At 67.6% G+C, this 15,875-nt stretch carries 17 protein-coding genes and 2 tRNA genes; 2 read left to right on the top strand and 17 right to left on the bottom strand.

What is annotated here, in order from left to right:
- The first annotated feature begins 80 nt into the window (after positions 1-80).
- Positions 81-1,514, top strand: coding sequence for a M48 family metalloprotease (locus E5198_RS09975; protein WP_136489847.1), 1,434 nt, complete (start codon positions 81-83; stop codon positions 1,512-1,514).
- 62 nt (positions 1,515-1,576) lie between these two features.
- Here E5198_RS09975 and nadA read toward each other — a convergent pair whose 3' ends face one another.
- The 17 genes from nadA to aspS all read right to left on the bottom strand — a co-directional run bounded on the left by nadA (position 1,577) and on the right by aspS (position 14,933).
- Positions 1,577-2,635, bottom strand: coding sequence for a quinolinate synthase NadA (gene nadA / locus E5198_RS09970; protein ID WP_136489846.1), 1,059 nt, complete (start codon positions 2,633-2,635; stop codon positions 1,577-1,579).
- Positions 2,636-2,741: 106 nt separating this feature from the next.
- Positions 2,742-2,816: transfer RNA gene (locus E5198_RS09965), tRNA-Lys, on the bottom strand.
- 73 nt (positions 2,817-2,889) lie between these two features.
- A tRNA-Lys gene (locus tag E5198_RS09960) sits at positions 2,890-2,964 on the bottom strand.
- 57 nt (positions 2,965-3,021) lie between these two features.
- On the bottom strand, positions 3,022-3,696 hold the full coding sequence (gene queC, locus E5198_RS09955; protein WP_136489845.1) for a 7-cyano-7-deazaguanine synthase QueC: 675 nt from the start codon (positions 3,694-3,696) through the stop codon (positions 3,022-3,024).
- A gap of 2 nt (positions 3,697-3,698) precedes the next feature.
- A complete protein-coding gene (queE, locus tag E5198_RS09950) occupies positions 3,699-4,346 on the bottom strand; it encodes a 7-carboxy-7-deazaguanine synthase QueE (protein ID WP_136489844.1) in 648 nt (215 codons plus the stop codon).
- A gap of 118 nt (positions 4,347-4,464) precedes the next feature.
- The gene (ybgF, locus tag E5198_RS09945) at positions 4,465-5,259 is read right to left on the bottom strand and encodes a tol-pal system protein YbgF (protein WP_136489843.1); all 795 of its coding nucleotides are present in this window, start codon (positions 5,257-5,259) and stop codon (positions 4,465-4,467) included.
- 6 nt (positions 5,260-5,265) lie between these two features.
- Positions 5,266-5,766 carry a peptidoglycan-associated lipoprotein Pal gene (gene pal, locus E5198_RS09940; RefSeq protein WP_136489842.1) on the bottom strand — a complete coding sequence of 167 codons (501 nt, stop codon included), beginning with the start codon at positions 5,764-5,766 and terminating at the stop codon, positions 5,266-5,268.
- A gap of 74 nt (positions 5,767-5,840) precedes the next feature.
- On the bottom strand, positions 5,841-7,142 hold the full coding sequence (gene tolB / locus E5198_RS09935; RefSeq protein ID WP_136489841.1) for a Tol-Pal system beta propeller repeat protein TolB: 1,302 nt from the start codon (positions 7,140-7,142) through the stop codon (positions 5,841-5,843).
- Positions 7,139-8,218 (bottom strand): cell envelope integrity protein TolA, encoded by a 1,080-nt coding sequence (tolA, locus tag E5198_RS09930; protein WP_168772513.1) that lies wholly within the window; start codon positions 8,216-8,218, stop codon positions 7,139-7,141. Before tolA ends, tolB begins: the two co-directional genes overlap by 4 nt.
- The gene (tolR, locus tag E5198_RS09925; protein WP_136489839.1) at positions 8,215-8,667 is read right to left on the bottom strand and encodes a protein TolR; all 453 of its coding nucleotides are present in this window, start codon (positions 8,665-8,667) and stop codon (positions 8,215-8,217) included. The genes tolA and tolR overlap by 4 nt, the downstream gene beginning before the upstream one ends.
- Positions 8,668-8,734: 67 nt before the next feature.
- The gene (gene tolQ / locus E5198_RS09920) at positions 8,735-9,430 is read right to left on the bottom strand and encodes a protein TolQ (RefSeq protein WP_136489838.1); all 696 of its coding nucleotides are present in this window, start codon (positions 9,428-9,430) and stop codon (positions 8,735-8,737) included.
- Between the two features lie 2 nt (positions 9,431-9,432).
- Positions 9,433-9,876 (bottom strand): tol-pal system-associated acyl-CoA thioesterase, encoded by a 444-nt coding sequence (ybgC, locus tag E5198_RS09915; protein WP_136489837.1) that lies wholly within the window; start codon positions 9,874-9,876, stop codon positions 9,433-9,435.
- Between the two features lie 53 nt (positions 9,877-9,929).
- Positions 9,930-10,979 (bottom strand): Holliday junction branch migration DNA helicase RuvB, encoded by a 1,050-nt coding sequence (ruvB, locus tag E5198_RS09910; RefSeq protein ID WP_136489836.1) that lies wholly within the window; start codon positions 10,977-10,979, stop codon positions 9,930-9,932.
- An 18-nt stretch (positions 10,980-10,997) separates the two neighbouring features.
- Positions 10,998-11,603 (bottom strand): Holliday junction branch migration protein RuvA, encoded by a 606-nt coding sequence (gene ruvA, locus E5198_RS09905; protein WP_136489835.1) that lies wholly within the window; start codon positions 11,601-11,603, stop codon positions 10,998-11,000.
- Positions 11,604-11,618: 15 nt separating this feature from the next.
- Entirely contained in the window at positions 11,619-12,143 is a 525-nt protein-coding gene (gene ruvC, locus E5198_RS09900; RefSeq protein WP_136489834.1) for a crossover junction endodeoxyribonuclease RuvC, read from the bottom strand.
- A gap of 176 nt (positions 12,144-12,319) precedes the next feature.
- Positions 12,320-13,069: a YebC/PmpR family DNA-binding transcriptional regulator gene (locus tag E5198_RS09895; RefSeq protein WP_136489833.1), complete on the bottom strand. Its 750-nt coding sequence runs from the start codon at positions 13,067-13,069 to the stop codon at positions 12,320-12,322.
- An 88-nt stretch (positions 13,070-13,157) separates the two neighbouring features.
- Complete coding sequence (aspS, locus tag E5198_RS09890) at positions 13,158-14,933, bottom strand: aspartate--tRNA ligase (RefSeq protein ID WP_136489832.1); 1,776 nt, start codon at positions 14,931-14,933, stop codon at positions 13,158-13,160.
- 557 nt (positions 14,934-15,490) lie between these two features.
- Here aspS and E5198_RS09885 point away from each other — a divergent pair.
- A partial coding sequence (locus E5198_RS09885) for a cold shock domain-containing protein membrane protein (protein WP_305956052.1) occupies positions 15,491-15,875 on the top strand: 385 nt, incomplete at its 3' end.

Below are 15,875 nucleotides of genomic sequence, written 5' to 3'. Positions count from 1 at the left end.
GCATACCCAAGCCGGCGCATCACTGGCCAGCCGGGCCGGGCAGCGGCTAGAGTAGGACTTTGCCGCAACGAGCCCGAGCGATGAAGATCCTGCGCCCCACCCTGCTGACGCTGGCCTGCCTGCTGGCGCCCCCGGTCCTCGCCAGCGAGCTGCCGTCGCTGGGCGATGCCAGCTCGGCGATCGTCTCCGCCGACCAGGAGCACCAGCTCGGCCGCGCCTGGCTCAGCGTGCTGCGCGGCCAGGTGAAGAGTCTGTCCGACCCGCAGCTCAAGGACTTCGTCGAGAGCAGCGTCTACCGTCTGGCGGAAACCAGCCAGCTCGAGGACCGCCGCCTGGTCTTCGTCCTGCTCGACAGCCCGCAGCTCAACGCCTTCGCCGCCCCCGGCGGGGTGATCGGGGTCAATGCCGGCCTGTTCCTCCACGCGCAGAGCGAGGCCGAATACGCCTCGGTGCTCGCCCACGAACTGGCGCACCTGTCGCAGCGCCACTTCGCCCGCGGCCTCGAGGAGCAGCAGCGCATGCAGGTGCCGCTGATGGCGGCCATGCTCGCCGGCGTGGTGGCCGCCGCGGCCGGCGCCGGCGACGCCGGCATCGCCGCCATCGCCTCGACCCAGGCCGCCGCCATCCAGGCGCAGCGACGCTTCTCGCGGCAGAACGAGCAGGAAGCCGACCGCATCGGCATTCTCAACCTCAAGCAGGCCGGCTACGACCCGAGCGCCATGCCGAGCATGTTCGAGCGCCTGATGCGCCAGTACCGCTACACCCAGGCGCCGCCGGAATTCCTGCTCACCCACCCGCTCAGCGAATCGCGGGTGGCCGACACGCGCAACCGTGCCGAGCAGTTCAGCAACGGCGGAAACCGCGACAGCCTGCGCTACCAGCTGATGCGCGCCCGCGTGCAACTGAACTACGAGAACTCGCCGGGGCTGGCCGCCAAGCGCTTCCGCGCCCTGCTCGAGGAAAATCCGCAGCTGGATGCAGCGCGCTACGGCCTGACGCTGGCGCAGACCCGCAGCGGCCAGCTGGAGGCGGCCGCCAAGACCCTGCAGCCGCTGCTGGCCAAGGCACCCAACGACATCACCTACAACCTCGCCCAGGTCGACCTCGACCTCGCCGCCAACCGCCTGGACGCCGCCGGCCAGCGCCTGCAGCGCCTGCTCGGCCTGTACCCGTCCAGCTACCCGCTGCGCCAGTACCAGAGCGAGCTGCTGCGCAAGCAGAACCGTCCGGCCGATGCCGAGCGCCTGCTTGATCGCCTGCTCGCCGAGCGCCCCGGCGATGCCGAGCTGTGGTACCAGCAGGCCGAGACCCGCGGCCTGTCCGGCAACATCGTCGGCGTGCATCAGGCCCGCGCCGAATACTTCGCCCTGACCGGCGACTACGACCAGGCACTGGAACAGCTCGACTTCGCCCGCCGCCGCGCCAGCGACAACTTCCAGTTGGCTGCGCGCATCGATGCGCGCTATCAGGAGCTGGCCGAGGAGAAGCGGATGATCGACAAGCTGCTGCGCTGAGCGCCGCGCAGAAACGCGAAGGCCCGGCGCAAGCCGGGCCTTCTGCATTCAGGGGGACACCCTCAGGCGTTGCCGGTCGCCTTCAGGCGCGCCGCCTGGGTGAAGTCGAGCATGCGCTTGAGCGGCTTGACCGCCTTGGGGATCAGCACCGGATCGACGTGGATCTCGTTGCTGCCCTCGCGCAGGCACTGCAGGGTGCGCTCCAGGGTGTTCATCGCCATCCACGGGCAGTGCGCGCAGCTGCGGCAGGTTGCGCCCTGGCCGGCGGTGGGCGCCTCGATGAACGACTTGCCCGGGCACAGCTGCTGCATCTTGTAGAGGATGCCGCGATCGGTGGCGACGATGAAGATCTGGTTGGGCAGGGTCTGCGCCGCCTTGATCAGCTGGCTGGTGGAGCCCACCGCATCGGCCAGCTCCACCACCGACTCCGGCGACTCCGGATGCACCAGCACCGCCGCCTCGGGATACAGCGCCTTGAGGTCCTGCAGCTGCTTGGTCTTGAACTCCTCGTGGACGATGCACGCGCCTTCCCACAGCAGCATGTCGGCACCGGTCTCGCGCTGGATGTAGCGGCCCAGGTGCTGGTCCGGCGCCCAGAGGATCTTCTCGCCGTTGTCCATCAAGCTCTCGACGATCTCCAAAGCGCAGCTGGAGGTCACCACCCAGTCGGCGCGCGCCTTCACCGCCGCCGAGGTGTTGGCGTAGACCACCACGGTCCGCTCGGGATGCTGGTCGCAGTAGGCGGAGAACTCCTCCACCGGGCAGCCCAGATCCAGCGAGCAGGTCGCCTCCAGGGTCGGCATCAGGATGCGCTTTTCCGGATTGAGGATCTTCGCCGTCTCGCCCATGAAGCGCACGCCGGCGACCACGATGGTCGAGGCGGGGTGCTGGCTGCCGAAGCGGGCCATCTCCAGCGAGTCGGCCACGCAGCCGCCGGTTTCCTCGGCAAGCGCCTGGAGGATCGGGTCGGTGTAGTAGTGGGCGACCAGCACGGCGTCACGCGCCTTGAGTTCGGCGGCGATGGCCTGGCGGTAGTCGGCGACTTCCTCGGCGGTCAGCGCGCGCGGCTGTTTGGCGTCGAGATGGGCCTGGACGAGGAGTCGTTCGGAGATCTGCGTCATGTTCGCTGCACCTGAAGGTTAGGGTGCGGGAACCGGAGTATACACCCGATCCAGAGCACCAGACGGGATAACGAGCGGGAGGTGGAACGGGGAACAGCGGGGAAAGTGGTGGGTCGTGTAGGGGTCGAACCTACGACCAATTGGTTAAAAGCCAACTGCTCTACCACTGAGCTAACGACCCAGGAACATCTACATCTTGCTGCTTCACCCCGAACAGCCATGCTGTGACGGCCAACTCGGGGCTTTGGAAAAAGTGGTGGGTCGTGTAGGGGTCGAACCTACGACCAATTGGTTAAAAGCCAACTGCTCTACCACTGAGCTAACGACCCAACGCCTGCGCATCATACTGATTTAATTCGGAATTTCAACTTTTTCCGAAAAAAAGTTCAAACGTAGCGGGTCGGATCGGCGATCCCGGCGCTGGCGAAGCCCTCGGCGCGCAGGCGGCAGCTGTCGCAACGCCCGCAGGCGCGGCCGTCGGCATCGGCCTGGTAGCAGGACACGGTCAGGGCGAAATCCACCCCGCGGGCGATGCCTGCCTGGATGATCTCGGCCTTCGACAGGTACTGCAGCGGCGCACGGATGCGGAAGCCCTCGCCCTCCACCCCGGCCTTGGTCGCCAGGTTGGCCAGGCGCTCGAAGGCGTCGATGAACTCGGGGCGGCAGTCCGGGTAGCCCGAGTAGTCGACCGCATTGACGCCGATGAAGATGTCGCGCGCGCCCAGCACCTCGGCCCAGCCCAGCGCCAGCGACAGGAACAGGGTGTTGCGCGCCGGCACGTAGGTCACCGGAATGCCCTCGCCCGGCGTCTCCGGCACGGCGATGCTGGCGTCGGTCAGCGCCGAGCCGCCGATACCGTTGAGGTCGATGCCGACCACCTTGTGCTCGATGGCGCCCAGCTGGCGCGCCACCCGCTCGGCGGCCTGCAGCTCGGCGCGGTGGCGCTGACCGTAGTCGAAGCTCATGGTGTAACAGGCGTAGCCCTCGGCGCGGGCCATGGCCAGCACGGTGGCGGAGTCGAGGCCGCCGGACAGCAGGATGACCGCTTTCTTGTCGCTCATGTTCAGTGCCCCGGCTCGTCGTTCCACAGGTACTTGTGCAGCTGCAGCTGCAGGCGCACCGGCAGGTTGTCGGCGATGATCCACTCGGCCAGGGTGCGAGGCTGCAGCTGCTGGTGGCTGGGCGACAGCAGCACCTCGCCGGCGCGCTGGTCGAGGCGGTACTCGATCAGCTTCGACACCGCCCAGTCGTAGTCCTCGCGCGAGCAGATCACGAACTTGACCTGGTCGTTGCGGGTCAGTTCGGCCAGGTTCTCGTAGCGGTTGCGGCCGACCTCGCCCGAGCCCGGGGTCTTCAGGTCGACCACCCGGCTGACCCGGGTGTCCACCGGGGCGATGTCCAGCGCGCCGCTGGTCTCCAGCGACACCTGGTAGCCGGCATCGCAGAGCGCGGCGAGCAGCGGGATGCAGTTGGGCTGCGCCAGCGGCTCGCCGCCGGTCACGCAGACATGGCGCGGCCGGTAGCTGGCGACCCGGGCGAGGATTTCCTCGAGGGTCATCAGCTCGCCACCGCTGAAGGCGTAGGCGGTATCGCAGTAGCCGCAGCGCAGGGGACAGCCGGTGAGGCGGACGAACACGGTCGGCAGGCCGACGGTACGCGCTTCGCCCTGCAGCGAATAGAAGATTTCGGTGATACGCAGAGTCTGATTCATAAGCCCCGGGCGTGCTGGCGAAACAGGCCAACCGCCTCCGTTGCAGGATGTGGAAAAGGACGACGATTTTAACGAAAAAACCCGCGCCAGGCGCGGGTTTCATCGACAACGCCTGCCGTCAGGGCAGGCGGGCCAGGTCGCGCTGGGCCAGCTGGGCGGCCGAGGTGCCCGGATACTGGGCGACCACCTGCTGGAGGATGCCCTTGGCCTTGGCGGCGTTGCCGAGGCGCTGCTCGACATCGGCCAGCTTGTACAGCGAGTCCGCCACCTTCTGGTGCTGCGGATAGCTCTGGCTGACCTGGGCGAAGGCGCGGCCGGCGCCCTGCAGGTCGCCCTGGGCGAGCTTGACCTCACCCAGCCAGTACTGGGCGTTGCCGGCGTACTGGCTGCTCGGATACTTGCGCAGGAATGCGGTGAAGGCCTGATCGGCCTTGGCAAAGTCCTTCGCCTTGATCAGGTCGAAGGCGGCGTCGTAGAACAGCTTCTCCTTGGCCGGATCCCCCGGTGCGGCATTGGCAGCCGGAGCCTGGGCGGCAGGAGCGGCGCCCGATGCGCCGACGGCAGGTGCCACCGGTGCCTGGGCGGGAGCCTGGGGTGCGGCGGACAGCCGGCTGTCGAGGTCCTGATAGCGCTCGAGGCTCTGCTGCTTGAGCTGCTGGATCTCGTACTGCTGCTCTTCCAGGGTGCCGCGCAGGCGGGCAACCTCTTCCTGCAGCTGCTGCAGCTGCAGGAAGAGCTCGCCTTGCGCCGAGGTGGTCGCGGCAGGCGCCGCGCCACCGGCGTAAGCAGCCCCCGTCGCCCCGTAGCCGGACGGCGGATAACCGCTGCTGCCCTCCATGACGGGCACTTGGGCCCAGGTCGAGAGGGGCGCGGCCAGGGCCAGCAGGGTCAGGAGACGGGAGTGCTTGCGCATGGCTTCTTACTTCTTCAGCTCGACGCGACGGTTCTGCGCCCAGCTCTCTTCGCCGCTGCCAGCGGCCAGCGGACGCTCTTCACCGTAGGACACCAGCTCCAGCTGGGCCGGGGAAACGCCCTGCAGGACCAGATAGCGCTGCACGGCCTTGGCGCGACGCTCGCCCAGAGCCATGTTGTACTCGCGGGTGCCGCGCTCGTCGGCGTGGCCTTCCAGGACGACGCGGGCGCCGTTGGCCTGCAGGTCGCGAGCATGGACGTCCAGGGCGCGCATGGCTTCCGGCTTCAGGTCGGAGCTGTCGTACTCGAAGTAGAAGGTGGTGATGGCGCGCAGAGCGGCTTCTTCACCGTTCATGCTGCCATCGACGGCACCGGCGTTGGCACCGTAGCCGGCGTTCGGATCAACAGCGCCTTCGCCAGCGGCGTCGCCACCCTTGGACGAGCAACCCACGGCAACTGCCATAGCCAGAGCCAGCGCAGCAAACTTGCCGAATTTCAGCATTTCCATCTTTCAAAACCCCAGTGGTGTGTTCAAAAACAACTTGTTCAGGACAACGCATTAAAACGAGCAGCAGCGCGCCCTCACTGAATGTAGGGCGACCAGGAAGGCTCGCGGATTTCACCCTGAGCTGCAGGCAACGGCAGACGAACGCGTCCGTTGGTGGAGACGAGCATCAGCACTCCACGGCCCTGCTGACGGGTGGCGTAGATTAGCATGGTGCCGTTGGGCGCGACAGTGGGCGACTCGTCCAGACTGGTCTGCGCGGAGAGCACGCGCAGGGTGCCGCGCTGCAGGTCCTGGGCTGCCACGCGGAACACGGTGAAGCCGTCCTGGCGATGGACCATTACCAGGGTCTTCTCGTCGGCGGACAGTTTCGGGTTGGCGTTGTAGTTGCCGATGAAGGTCACCCGCTCCGCGCCGCCCGAACCGATGCTGGTCTTGTAGATCTGCGGCTTGCCGCCCCGGTCGGAGGTGAAGTAGATGGTCTGGCCATCCTTGCCCCAGAACGGCTCGGTGTCGATCGCCGGGCTGTTGGTCACGCGGCGCACCTGGCGGCTGCCCATGTCCATCACGTAGATCTCCGGGTTGCCGTCGCGCGACAGGGTGAAGGCCAGGCGGCTGCCGTCCGGCGACCAGGCCGGCGCACCGTTGAGGCCCTCGAAGTTAGTGACCTGCTCGCGACGGCCGGTGTCGATGTGCTGCACGAAGATGCGCGGGCGCTGCTGCTCGAACGACACGTAGGCGATGCGCCGGCCGTCCGGGGCGAAGCTCGGCGACAGGATCGGCTCGCGCGACTGCAGCAGGGTCACCGCGCGGGCGCCGTCGTAGTCGGCGCGCTGCAGGGTGTAGCGGGTGTTGTTGGCCGAGAAGCGCTCGGCGGTGACGAACAGCAGCTTGGTGGAGAAGGCGCCCTTGATGCCGGTGAGCTTCTCGAACGACTGGTCGGCGATGTAGTGCGCCATGTCGCGCAGCTGGGCGGTGCTGCCGCCGACGCTGCCGGTCAGCATCTGCTGCTCGGTGGTGACGTTGAACAGCGCGTACTGGATCTGCACGCCGGCGCCGCCGGGCACGATGCTGCCGGTCAGCACGTACTGCGCGCCGAGGGCCTTCCAGTCGCGGTAGATCACTTCGCCGGCCTGGCTCGGCAGGCTGATCATGTTCTGCCGCGGAATCGGCTCGAAGTAGCCGGAGTTGCGCAGGTCGTTGCCGACGATCTCGGCCATGTCCTCGGGCAGCACGGCGCCGCCCTGCGAGGCGAACGGCACCACGGCGATGGGAGTGGCGCGAGGGGTACCGCTGGAGATCACCAGCGGGTCGGCCGCTTTCGCCACACCGGCGAGCAGCGCCAGGCCCAGCAGGGCCATGCGGATCAGGGTGTTCACAGGCTCAAGTCCTCCGGTTTGAAAATGATGCGACGCTGACGGTACATCTTGTCGAAGGTCGCGCGGTCCAGTTGCTGCATTTCCGGGATGCGGCCGACGTTGCGCACCGCGGCTACCGCCGAATTGTCGAAGGCCACGTCGCCGCTGGACCGTTTCACGCTGGCGTTGGTGATGGTGCCGTCCGGCAGCATCTGAATCAGTACCTCCACGCTCATGCCGTTGCGCGCCGACGGCGGCCGCCGCCACTGCTGGCTGACCAGGTTGATGATCAGGTCATCGAGGTTGCCGGCCACCTTGTCGCCGACCTCGTCGGCCAGCGCCTGCTGATGCTGCACGTCGTCGGCGAGCAGCTCGGCCAGCGCGGCGGCCTTCTTGTCCTCCTGCGCCTTGCGGGCGGCCTCGGCGGCGGCTTTCTTCTTCGCCTCCTCGGCGGCAGCCTTCTTCCTGGCTTCTTCGGCAGCCTTCTTCGCCTGCTCCTCGGCGGCCTTCTTCTTGGCCTCCTCGGCGGCTTTCTTCTTCGCGGCCTCCTCCTGCGCCTTCTTCTTGGCGAGCTCCTCGGCAGCCTTCTTCTTAGCTGCCTCCTCGGCGGCCTTCTTCTTGGCGATGTCGGCCTGCTGCTTCTGTTCGGCAGCCTTCTTCTCGGCCTCGGCCTTGGCGGCAGCCTCTTTCTTCTGCGCCTCGGCCTTGGCCGCGGCAGCTTCCTTCTGCTTCTGCGCCTCGGCAGCCTTGGCCTGCTCCGCCTTTCGAGCCTCCTCGGCGCGCTTTTGTTCCGCAGCCTTGGCCGCCGCGAGCTTCTGCTGCTCGGCCTTCTTCTGCTCCATCTGCTCGGTTTCGTACTGCGGCGCCGCCGTCTTCTGCGACTCGCCGGCGATGCGCTGGTTGGTCTGCACCTTCGCCTGACTCTGCGACTTGAGCTGGTACAGGGTGGCCTGGACGATCGGCCGCGACGGCGGCAGCTCCGGGGTCATGGCGAAGCTGACGAACAGCATGGCGAAGATCAGCACATGCAGGCCGACCGCCCAGATGCTCGGCCAGAAGTAGCTTTCCGAAGGAGAGCGCTCACGCTGCTGCATCAGGGCGCCTCGGTAATCAGCCCGACGTTGCCCACGCCGGCCTGCTGCAGACCGCCCATGGCCGCCATCACCGCGCCGTAGTCGACCGCCTTGTCGGCACGCACGAACACCTGCACCGGCTTACCCTGGCTGCGGTTCTGGTTCATGATCGCGGTGACCGCCTGGGTCATCTGCTCGAGAGTCAGTGCGGTGTCCTGCACGGTGTCGACGTCGACCTCGCTGCCCATGTTCCAGTAGTAGGTCTTGTCGGCCTTGATCGAGATCGTCAGCACCTGGGCGTTGTTGTCCTGCGGCAGCGCCTCGCTGCTCACCTTGGGCAGGTCGACCTTGACCCCCTGGTTGAGCATCGGCGCGGTCACCATGAAGATCACCAGCAGCACCAGCATGACGTCGATGTAGGGCACGACGTTCATCTCGGCGACCGGCTTGCGTCTGTTGCGAATTCTGGCCATGTCTTGAATCGAACCTGTCGGAAAAGCGGATCCGGCGGCGCCGTACTGGGCGCGGCCGGAGACGGCGTCAATCGTCGCTGGTGTGCACCTTGCGGTGCAGGATGGCCTGGAACTCGTCGGCGAAGGTGTAGTAGCGGTTGATCAGCATCTCGCCGCGGGCGGAGAAGCGGTTGTAGGCGATCACCGCCGGAATCGCGGCGAACAGGCCGATGGCGGTGGCGATCAGCGCCTCGGCGATGCCCGGCGCCACGGTGGCCAGGGTGGCCTGCTGCACCTGGGCCAGACCGCGGAACGAGTTCATGATGCCCCACACGGTGCCGAACAGACCGACGTACGGGCTGGTCGAGCCGACGGTGGCGAGGAACGGCAGGCTCTGCTCGAGCTTCTCCTCCTCGCGGGAGATGGCCACGCGCATGGCACGGTTGACGCCGTCCATCACCGCATCCGGGTCGACGCCGGGCTGCTGGCGCAGGCGGGAGAACTCCTTGAAGCCGGCGCGGAAGATCTGCTCGACGCCGGAGTCCGGGTCGGGGTTGCTGCCGGCCTGGCGGTACAGCTTGGACAGGTCGATGCCCGACCAGAAGCGCTCCTCGAAAGTGTCCAGCCCCTTCTTGGCGGCACGCAGCATGCTGCTGCGCTGGAAGATCATGATCCACGAGGTGACCGAGGCGGCGACCAGGGCCAGCATCACCAGTTGCACCACGAAACTGGCATTGCTGATCAGGCTCCACATCGACATATGGTCAACGGCGTTGGCTTCCACGCTTACTCTCCTGCAGGGATTGGACCCGGCCCGGCGAAGGCTGCTCGCAGCGCTTCGGGAATGGCCCGGGGTTTGAAACTGTCGGCGCGCACGCAGGCCACCGTGATACGCCCTTCACAGAGCAGTGCATCGTCGCACATGCGGCGCACCTGCTGGCGAAAGACCAGACTGGCACGATTGAGTTCCACCACCTCGGCACTGACCGACAGCTCGTCGTCGAGCCGGGCCGGCGCCAGGTAGCGGGCCTCGGCCGAATGCACGACGAACAGCAGGTTCTCGCCGACCAGCTGCGACTGGGCAAGGCCCGACGCACGCAACCGCTCGGTGCGGGCCCGCTCCATGAACTTGAGGTAGTTGACGTAATAGACAACGCCACCGGCATCGGTGTCCTCGTAATAGACCCGACAACGGTGGCTGAACGGCTGGCTCTTGTTTTGCGCGCGCATACTCTAGTCCCGGCTCCCCCGGTTGCCAACGGTCGTGGCAACTATTTTTTCCGTCAGTCGTCGCCTGCGGCCGCTGCGGCGCCACGGTCCTCGCCGAGACGCCCCGGCACATCGAGGCCGAAGTGCAGGTAGGCGTGACGGGTCACCACCCGCCCGCGCGGCGTGCGCATGATGTAGCCCTGCTGGATCAGGTAGGGCTCGAGCACGTCCTCGATGGTATGGCGTTCCTCGCCGATGGCCGCCGACAGGTTGTCGATGCCCACCGGGCCGCCATCGAACTTGTCGATCATGGTCAGCAGCAGGCGGCGGTCCTGGTGGTCGAAGCCGTGGGCGTCGATGTCCAGCATGTCCAGCGCACGGTCGGCGATGCTGCGGCTGATCGCACCCTGGCCGCGCACCTCGGCGAAGTCGCGCACCCGGCGCAGCAGGCGGTTGGCGATGCGCGGCGTGCCGCGCGCGCGGCGGGCGATCTCGTAGGCGCCTTCGGCGTCGATGGGCAGGCCGAGGATGCCGGCCGAGCGGCCGACGATGGTCGCCAGGTCGGCGACGCCGTAGAACTCCAGGCGCTGGACGATGCCGAAGCGGTCGCGCAGCGGGTTGGTCAGCATGCCGGCGCGGGTGGTGGCGCCGATCAGGGTGAACGGTGGCAGATCGAGCTTGATCGAGCGCGCCGCCGGCCCCTCGCCGATCATGATGTCGAGCTGGTAGTCCTCCATCGCCGGGTACAGCACCTCCTCGACCACCGGCGACAGCCGATGGATCTCGTCGACGAACAGCACGTCGCCCGGCTCGAGGTTGGTGAGCAGCGCGGCCAGGTCGCCCGGGCGTTCCAGCACCGGCCCCGAGGTGCTCTTGATCGACACACCCATTTCCTGGGCGATGATGTTGGCCAGGGTGGTCTTGCCCAGCCCCGGCGGGCCGAAGATCAGGGTGTGGTCCAGCGCCTCGCTGCGTCCGCGCGCGGCGCGGATGAACAGCTCCATCTGCTCTCGCACCACCGGCTGGCCGATGTACTCGGCCAGCTTGAGCGGGCGAATGGCGCGATCCTGCTGCTCCTCGCGCTCGCGCGGGCTGGCGGTGACCAGGCGGTCGGCTTCGATCATCGGGATTCACCCACGGGTTCAGGCCATGCCCTTGAGGGCACGGCGGATCAGTTCTTCGCTGGACAGGTCGGCAGCGTCCACCAGACTGACGGCGCGACTGGCCTCGGCCGGCTTGAAGCCCAGCGCCACCAGGGCGCTGACCGCATCGGCCTCGGCGCTGGAAACCGCCGGTGCACGCGCCGGCTCCACCACCAGCGGGGCGATGGCCGGCATGCTTGCCCAGACCTGGAAACGGTCCTTGAGTTCCACCAGCAGACGCTCGGCGGTCTTCTTGCCGACCCCCGGCACCCGCGTCAGCGCCTTGGTGTCGCCGGCCTGCACGCAGCGCACCAGCTCGTCCACCTCGAGGCCGGACATCAGCGCCAGGGCCAGCTTGGGACCGACGCCGTTGAGGCGGATCAGCTCGCGGAACAGCTCGCGCTCGCGCTTCTCGGCAAAGCCGTAGAGCAGCTGGGCGTCCTCACGCACCACCAGGTGGGTGTGCAGGGTCAGCGCCTCGCCGACGCCCGGCAGGCGGTACAGGGTGGTCATCGGCACCTCCAGCTCGTAGCCGACGCCATTGACGTCGACCAGCAGGTGCGGCGGCTGCTTCTCCGCCAGGGTACCGCGCAAACGTCCGATCAAGATGGGCTCCTCGGGTTACAGGCGCAGGCGCCCGCCGCGCCGGCGGGCGGTGGCCAGGCCATGGGGAATCAGGCTCTGCCGGTGGTGGGCGTGACAGAGGGCGATGGCCAGGGCGTCGGAGGCGTCGATCTGCGGCTTCTGCAGCAGGCCCAGCAGGTGCATGACCATCAGCTGCACCTGCTGCTTGTCCGCCGCGCCGCTGCCGACCACCGCCTGCTTGACCTGGCTGGCGGTGTACTCGGCGACGCTCAGCCCCTCCTCCACCGCCGCGACTATCGCCGCGCCGCGCGCCTGGCCGAGCTTGAGCGCGGAGTCGGCGTTGCGCGCCATGAACACCTGCTCGATGCCGAGCATCACCGGTCCGTGCAGGCGGATCACCTCGCGCACGCCACGGTAGACCTTCTGCAGGCGCTCGGGCAGCGGGCCGTCGCCGGTGCGGATGCAGCCGGAGGCGATGTACTCGCAGCCGCGCCCGGTGTCGCGCACCACGCCGTAACCGGTGATGCGCGAACCGGGGTCGATGCCGAGGATCAGGGTCATGCAGGGGTCATCCGCCTTGTCCGCCAGCGTCACTCACTGGCTATTTATCCAGCCGCGAGTATAGGTGCCCCCTGCCGCGTCGTCACGCCCGACACGCCGGAGCATGACGACGCGCCCAAAAACAAAGCCGGAAGGGACAGGCCTCCTTCCGGCTCGGGTCACACCGACACCTGGCCTCAGCCGAGCTGCTCCATGATCTCGTCGGGGATCTCGGCGTTGTGGTAGACGTTCTGCACGTCGTCGAGGTCTTCCAGCATGTCGATCAGCTTGAGCACCTTCTGCGCGGTCTCCAGGTCGGTGATCGGCGCGGTGATCGACGGGATCATCGCCACCTCGGCCTCGTCGCCCTTGAAGCCGGCGGCGGTCAGCGCCTCGTTGACCGACAGGAAGTCGGCGAAGGAGGTGTACACCTCGACCGAACCATCCTCCTCGGCGACCACGTCGTCGGCGCCGGCTTCCAGCGCCGCCTCCATCAGGGCGTCCTCGTCGACGCCCGGGGCGAAGCTGATCTGCCCCTTGCGGTCGAACATGTAGGCCACCGAGCCGTCGGTGCCGAGGTTGCCGCCGCACTTGCTGAAGGCATGGCGCACTTCGGCCGCGGTGCGGTTGCGGTTGTCGGTCATGGCCTCGATGATGATCGCCACGCCACTCGGCGCGTAGCCCTCGTAGCTCAGCTCGACCATGTTGTCGGCTTCGTTGGTGCCGGCGCCGCGGGCGATGGCGCGCTCGATGACGTCACGCGACATGTTGGCAGTCAGGGCCTTGTCCACCGCCAGGCGCAGGCGCGGATTGTCAGCCGGGTTGCCGCCACCGTGTTTGGCCGCGACGGTCAGTTCGCGGATCAGCTTGGTGAAGATCTTGCCGCGCTTGGCGTCCTGACGTTCCTTGCGGTGCTTGATGTTGGCCCATTTGGAATGACCTGCCATGACTCTCTCCGTCGTGTTGCTGGTGGATCTTGTACTTTTGCCGCGCCGAAACTGAAGGAGCCTGGCTTAACCAGGCTCCTGTGTCGGCTTATTCGGCCTTGGGCTGCTCGCGCAGGCGGATGTTCAGTTCGCGCAGCTGCTTGGCGTCGACCACGCCCGGCGCCTGGGTCATCACGCAGGCGGCGCTCTGGGTCTTCGGGAAGGCGATCACTTCGCGGATCGAGCTGGCGCCGGTCATCAGCATCACCAGGCGATCCAGGCCGAAGGCCAGGCCACCGTGCGGCGGCGCGCCGAACTTCAGTGCATCGAGCAGGAAGCCGAACTTCTCCTGCTGCTCTTCCTCGCTGATGCCGAGCACGCGGAACACGGCCTGCTGCATTTCCTTGCTGTGGATGCGGATCGAACCACCGCCCAGCTCGGTGCCGTTGAGCACCATGTCGTAGGCGCGCGACAGCGCGGCAGCCGGGTTGGCCTCCAGTTCCTCCGGGCTGCACTTCGGCGCGGTGAACGGGTGGTGCATGGCGGTCAGGCTGCCGTCGTCGTTTTCCTCGAACATCGGGAAGTCGACCACCCACAGCGGGGCCCATTCGCAGGTCAGCAGGTTCAGGTCGTGGCCCAGCTTGACGCGCAGGGCGCCGAGGGCTTCGGAAACGATCTTCGCCTTGTCGGCGCCGAAGAACACGATGTCGCCATCCACCGCACCGACGCGATCGAGGATCACGTTGATGTTGTCCAGCGGGATGTTCTTGACGATCGGCGACTGCAGGCCCTCGACGCCCTTGGCGCGCTCGTTGACCTTGATGTAGGCCAGGCCCTTGGCGCCGTAGATGCCGACGAACTTGGTGTAGTCGTCGATCTGCTTGCGCGGCATGCTCGCACCGCCCGGTACGCGCAGGGCGGTGACGCGGCACTTGGGATCGTTGGCCGGGCCGGCGAACACCTTGAACTCGACATCCTTGAGCTGGTCCTCGACGTCCACCAGCTCCAGCGGGATGCGCAGGTCCGGCTTGTCCGAGCCGTAGCGGCGCATGGCTTCGGCCAGGGTCATGTGCGGCAGCTCGCCGAACTCGACGTCCAGCACTTCCTTGAACAGGTTGCGGATCATGGTCTCGGTCAGGCCCATGATGTCCTGCTCGTCGAGGAAGCTGGTCTCGATGTCGATCTGGGTGAATTCCGGCTGACGATCGGCGCGCAGGTCCTCGTCGCGGAAGCACTTGGCGATCTGGTAGTAGCGGTCGAAGCCGGCGACCATCAGGAGCTGCTTGAACAGCTGCGGCGACTGCGGCAGGGCGAAGAAGCTGCCGGCGTGGGTGCGGCTCGGCACCAGATAGTCGCGCGCGCCTTCCGGGGTGGCGCGGGTGAGGATCGGCGTCTCGACGTCGAGGAAGCCGTTGTCGTCCAGGTAGCGGCGGATGCTGCTGGTGATGCGCGAGCGCAGCTTCAGCTTGGCGGCCATCTCCGGGCGACGCAGGTCGATGAAGCGGTAGCGCAGACGGGTCTCCTCGCCGACGTCGCTGTACTCGTCCAGCGGGAACGGCGGGGTCTCGGCCTGGTTGAGCACTTCCAGCTCGTAGCCCAGCACCTCGATGGCGCCGGAGGCCATGTTCGGGTTGACCGCACCGGCCGGGCGCAGGCGCACCTTGCCGGTGATCTTCACCACGTACTCGCTGCGCACGCGGTCGGCCTTGGCGAAGGTCTCGGCGCGATCCGGGTCGAACACCACCTGGGCCAGCCCCTCGCGGTCGCGGATGTCGAGGAAGATCACTCCGCCGTGGTCGCGACGGCGATGGACCCAGCCGCACAGGGTGACTTCCTGGCCGTCCAGGCTTTCGTTGAGTTGGCCGCAATAGTGGCTGCGCATCATGGTCGGTTCGCTTCTCAAAGGTCAGTCGTGGATTGCCGGCGGCGGTCGCTCCGCGGTTGCCGTGGGCAACCGCTGCCGCCACGGCCGCCGGCGCGACGCAGGCACGCGGGCAGCAGGCCTTGCCGTGATAAAGGGCGGGGATTATAGCCTGAAACAATCACGCGGCGCAGGCCCTGCGGCCCGCCGCTGGCGCCATCGCCGGCGGCGCTTTTCCCGGCCCGCGCATCATGCTGGCGCGCGAGAATGCCGCCTGGCCGCAGCCCGCCGGAAGGCTGCCACCCTCGGCGCACCGGCAGCCGCTCCGCACAGCGCACCTGCAGGTCCCCACCCCGCCAGGCGAGCGCCTTTGCCCAACGGCGCAATTGAGCGCTGCCTGCCTTTACGGTTAAATAGCCGCCGCGTCCGCACCGCTCGCGTCAATTTCTCGCCGAGGCCGTCGCGGCGCCGTCCGGCCTGACCTGTACGCCCCTCTCCGGGCGTTCCCCTTCCCGCTTCGCCCCCGTCACGCCCGGACGCCATCGTCAGTATCCGTCGTTACCAAGGTGAGTTCTTTGAGCATATTGAAAACCGTCCATCTCCTATCGGGCGCGGCCGCCCTGCTGCTGTCGTTCGTCCCCAGCCTGCGCGCCGACGCCCTGCCCTGGCTGCAGCAGCCCGACGCCCTGTACCTGGCCTTCACCGGCCTGGCCAACCTGCTGGTCGCCCCCCTGGCCGATACCACGCGCGTGCGCCTGCAGCGCCTGGCCAGCGCCCTGCTGCTGCTTGCCGTGATCCTGCAGAGCCTGACCCTGCTGGTGCCGCTGGACAGCCTAGGCGGCCAGCCGGCGGTGCTGCTGTGCCTGCTCGCCCTGGCCCTCGCGGCGCTGGTGCAACTGCTGCCGCAGCCGCGTGCGGCCGCCTCCGAGGCCGCCGCCGCGCCGGCGGCACAGACCGCCCAGCGCG

The sequence above is a fragment of the Pseudomonas sp. A-1 genome (assembly GCF_004801855.1).
Classification (GTDB): domain Bacteria; phylum Pseudomonadota; class Gammaproteobacteria; order Pseudomonadales; family Pseudomonadaceae; genus Geopseudomonas.
This window is presented reverse-complemented; position numbering and strand designations above follow the sequence as displayed.

Excerpts from the sequence above, each read along its gene's own strand:
- E5198_RS09975 (WP_136489847.1), top strand. The coding sequence starts at position 81 with ATGAAGATCCTGCGCCCCACCCTGCTGACGCTGGCCTGCCTGCTGGCG.
- nadA (WP_136489846.1), bottom strand. The coding sequence starts at position 2,635 with ATGACGCAGATCTCCGAACGACTCCTCGTCCAGGCCCATCTCGACGCC.
- queC (WP_136489845.1), bottom strand. The coding sequence starts at position 3,696 with ATGAGCGACAAGAAAGCGGTCATCCTGCTGTCCGGCGGCCTCGACTCC.
- queE (WP_136489844.1), bottom strand. The coding sequence starts at position 4,346 with ATGAATCAGACTCTGCGTATCACCGAAATCTTCTATTCGCTGCAGGGC.
- ybgF (WP_136489843.1), bottom strand. The coding sequence starts at position 5,259 with ATGCGCAAGCACTCCCGTCTCCTGACCCTGCTGGCCCTGGCCGCGCCC.
- pal (WP_136489842.1), bottom strand. The coding sequence starts at position 5,766 with ATGGAAATGCTGAAATTCGGCAAGTTTGCTGCGCTGGCTCTGGCTATG.
- tolR (WP_136489839.1), bottom strand. The coding sequence starts at position 8,667 with ATGGCCAGAATTCGCAACAGACGCAAGCCGGTCGCCGAGATGAACGTC.
- ybgC (WP_136489837.1), bottom strand. The coding sequence starts at position 9,876 with ATGCGCGCGCAAAACAAGAGCCAGCCGTTCAGCCACCGTTGTCGGGTC.
- ruvB (WP_136489836.1), bottom strand. The coding sequence starts at position 10,979 with ATGATCGAAGCCGACCGCCTGGTCACCGCCAGCCCGCGCGAGCGCGAG.
- ruvC (WP_136489834.1), bottom strand. The coding sequence starts at position 12,143 with ATGACCCTGATCCTCGGCATCGACCCCGGTTCGCGCATCACCGGTTAC.
- E5198_RS09895 (WP_136489833.1), bottom strand. The coding sequence starts at position 13,069 with ATGGCAGGTCATTCCAAATGGGCCAACATCAAGCACCGCAAGGAACGT.
- aspS (WP_136489832.1), bottom strand. The coding sequence starts at position 14,933 with ATGATGCGCAGCCACTATTGCGGCCAACTCAACGAAAGCCTGGACGGC.